Source organism: Hydrotalea sp. (assembly GCA_030054115.1).
GTDB lineage: Bacteria > Pseudomonadota > Alphaproteobacteria > JASGCL01 > JASGCL01 > JASGCL01.
Window position 1 is genome coordinate 1 of the sequence record JASGCL010000020.1, and the last position, 3,857, is coordinate 3,857.

Sequence of the window (3,857 nt, forward strand, 5' to 3'; positions counted from 1 at the left end):
GCAGTATTTTCCGGGTCATATGGGCTTTCGCCGATAATAACCGCGTCGCGCAATTCGCCCAAAATTCGCACCTTGCATTTGGTGCCAACCTTGGCATGGTCGGTTTTTACATAACCCAACATCAACGATTTTTTAACATAATGGCCGTAACCGCCGGCGGTGCCGCGACCCACCACCTCGTTACCAATAAACACCGGTTCGTTGCCGAAACTATCGGCGTCGGTGGCGTCAATTTCTATCGTCACATATTTGCGTGGCACGCCGGCCGCCTGTTGTTTAACCAACGCCTCTTGCCCGACGAAATTCCCCTTGTTAAGTCGCACGAACCGGCCCAGGTCGGCCTCCAAAATAGTATTCTCAGCATTCAAATCGGTGCCGAACAGGCGATAGGTTTTTTCCAACCGCATTGATTCCATCGCCCGCATGCCGACCAAACCGATATTGTGTTTTTTGCCGGCCTCCATAATCGCGCGATACAGGTGCAATTGATATTCAATCGGGTGGTGCAATTCCCACCCCAGCGACCCGACGAAATTCACGCGCAACGCCCGCACATTGGGGCAAAACCCCAGCGGAATATCGCGGCCCGACAACCAAGGGAAAGCCTCGTTCGACATATCGGCATCGGCCAATTCGGCCATCACTTCGCGCGATTTTGGCCCGGCGAGAATAAACACGCCGTTGGTGGTGGTCATGTCGGTCAAAAACACCGAACCATCTTTCGGGTGCGATTTTTGTAAGAAATCCCAATCGATGTCGTGGGTGCGCGACGGGCCGACAACATAAAATTTTTCGCCGTAACTGCCGTTGGGCAAGCGCAATATCGTGAATTCGGCGCGGATAGAACCCGTCGGGTATAGGGCGTGGCAAAGATTTAACTTGCCGATGTTTTTCGGTATGGCATTGGCCACCATTTTGTCAAGATAAGCCCGCGCCCCCGGCCCCTCAACCACGTATTTGGCAAAGGTCGAAAGTTCCAATAACCCAACCTCATCGCGCATTTTGCGCACTTCGTCGCCGACGGTCGAAAACCATTTTGGCCGGCGGAACGACCAATCGTCTTTTTTTGTGTCGTCCGATTTTGAAAAATACAATGGCCGTTCCCAACCAAAATTTTGCCCCCACACCGCGCCGGCGGCCGCCATTTCGGGATAGCAAGGCATGGTTTTTGCCGGCCGGCCCTTTGGTTTTTCTTCGTGCGGGTAATGAATGATGAAGACATGTTCGTAGGCTTCTTCATTTTTAATTTTGGTGAATTTTTTTGACGTCACGCCAAACCGCCGTGGGTCGACGCCTATCATGTCGACCGATGGTTGCCCATTGACCATCCATTCGGCCAATTGCCAACCAGCACCGCCGGCCGCGGTAATGCCGAAGCTGTGGCCTTCCGATATCCAAAAATTGGGCAGGCCGAACGCCGGCCCAACCATCGGGTTGCCATCGGGCGTGTATGAAATCGGGCCATTGACGACGTTTTTCACCCCGACCTGCTCCAGCGACGGCACGCGGTGCATCACGGCCTCGATATGCGGCAACAACCGGTCAAGGTCGCCCGGGAATAAATCTTTTTCAAAACCTGGGTCAACGCCGTCGACAAACCGCGCCGGCGCGTTGCGTTCATAAGGTCCCAGAATCCAACCATTGCGTTCTTCGCGGAAATAATATTGCGCATCGGGTTCGCGCAAAATTGGCAATTCTTTGTTGCCGGCCTCGCGGTATTTTTTCAACACCGGGTCGACGTCATAAACAATATATTGGTGTTCGACGGGAATGGCGGGAATTTGCAACCCAACCATCAGGGCGGTTTGCCGCGCGTAATTGCCGGTGGCGCAAACAATATGTTCGCACAAAATTTCTTCGCGACTGCTTAATTTTTCGTCGCCCTTGGCATTGGTGGTTTCGATAATAACCTTCCATTCCGCCGCGTCGGTGCGTTCGATGGCGACCACGGTTTTGTTTTGTTCAATCGTCGCGCCCATTGCCCGCGCGCCCTTGGCCATGGCCATGGTAACATCGACCGGTGCAATATGCCCGTCGGTCGGGTGCCACAATGCACCAACCAACCCGTCCATATTGGCCAGCGGCCATAGTTTTTTAATTTCGTCCACCCCGATGATGTGGCATTCGACGCCGATGGTTTCGGCGGTGCATTGGTAATTTTTATATTCGTCCAACCGGTCGCGCACCCGCGCCAAACGCAAATTGCCGGTTTGGTGAAAACCAACCTCTTGGCCGGTTTCTTTTTCTAATTTTTTATACAGCTCAACCGAATATTGGTGAAGTTGCCCGACCGAATAGCTCATGTTGAACAATGGCAACAACCCGGCGGCGTGCCATGTTGAACCGGCGGTCAGTTCGGTGCGTTCGATAAGCAGAATATCTTTCCAACCTTTTTTCGCCAGATGGTAGAGGGCGGAGGCACCATTAACCCCGCCACCGATAACCACCACGCGGGCGGTGCGTTGTTTGCCAGATGGTGCGAAATTTTTTGCGGGTGCGTTGGCCATATTTTTCTCCTTATCGGTCCTTTTACAATTTCCTGATTATCTTTTGCAAGCCTATTTTGCAAGCACTATTTTTCCTGGCAAAAAACTTTTGGGCAAAAAAATAATTATGGTCGAGCGGCGTGGCGGCTGTAATCTAGGTTAGTTTTTGTCGGCGTGGGGGTGTCATGGTAAAGAACATTCGATTCGTGAAATGGTTCGGCGCGGCACCGGCAACCATTGGCGTCGCCCGGGTGGCCATCGGCCGGTGGGTCGCCCCAGGCAAAAACATGGCCGTCGTAATCGCGGTGCAATGGCCGCACATGGGTGTCATGGCGGGTGCGCCAAACGTAAAATGCTGTGCCGGTTGGGGTGTCGCTTGACCCATCGCTTGCTGTGTCGGCGAAATCCTTACCACCATTATTGCTGGAATCTTCGCTATATTGGGCGGGCATGGGGGCAAGGTGGTGCGGCGAGTCATAGGCTTGTTTATAAATATCGTCGACCTGGCGCGGGGTGATGGCGCCGCTGGCCTTTAATTTTTTTAATGTTGCCGGGTCGGGAATGGCTTTGTCAGGGGTGGGCAGGTTGATAGTGGCACCGATGGGCAATTTGTTGGGGTTGGTTATCTGCGGGTTTAATTTCACCAATTGTTCGGTGCTGATGCCGTTTTGCTTGGCGATGTCAAAAAATGTATCGCCCTGTTTCACCTTGTGAAATTTTTCCTGCAATTCGGCGCGATTATGCACATTTAACCCACTGGCGGCAAGAATTTCCCGTTGCAAAATTTCCGTTGTAATATTGTCGCCATATTTTTTATACAGATACGCGCCGAAGGCAATGGCCGCATTGTCGCTTTTGCTTTCTTGTGCAGACAAATGCTTCCCCGTGTTATCAGTATCATTTCCTCTCATTCCTACCTCATAGATTTCTTTACCGGCCGCGCGGGTTCTGTAACCCCACAGGATATTGCCAGTAATGTCATAATCAAACACCCTGCCGCTATCGCCCGGGAATGAAAAACCAATCACCGTGTCATGCCCGCCCTCGGCATTTCGATTTTTCAACCAATAACGTTCGGTGATGGTATTATTATCTTTTAGGATTTTTTTGTCATTCCATGGGCCCTCTGCCAAAAAAAGCAATTTTGATATTAGTTTATCGTTAGCCACTAACACGTCAGCGTGGTTTATTGCATTTGTCCATTGCCCTTTCTCTAAATATTGCAGCTCGTTTAGTAATTCTTTTTCATTTTTTACGGACATCGCAGCGACCGCTTGCCAATTCTTATCGTTTTTAATGTTTTTCATTTGATAAACCAAATAATCCACAACTTTTTCGCTGGTGGGTAATTCTTTTTGCATTTTAATCCTT

General features: G+C 51.0%; 2 protein-coding genes. Both read right to left on the bottom strand.

Going from position 1 to position 3,857, the window contains the following annotated elements:
* A partial coding sequence (locus QM529_04885) for an FAD-dependent oxidoreductase (protein MDI9313992.1) occupies positions 1-2,507 on the bottom strand: 2,507 nt, incomplete at its 3' end.
* Positions 2,508-2,611: 104 nt separating this feature from the next.
* Complete coding sequence (locus QM529_04890) at positions 2,612-3,619, bottom strand: LysM peptidoglycan-binding domain-containing protein (GenBank protein ID MDI9313993.1); 1,008 nt, start codon at positions 3,617-3,619, stop codon at positions 2,612-2,614.
* Positions 3,620-3,857 lie beyond the last annotated feature (238 nt).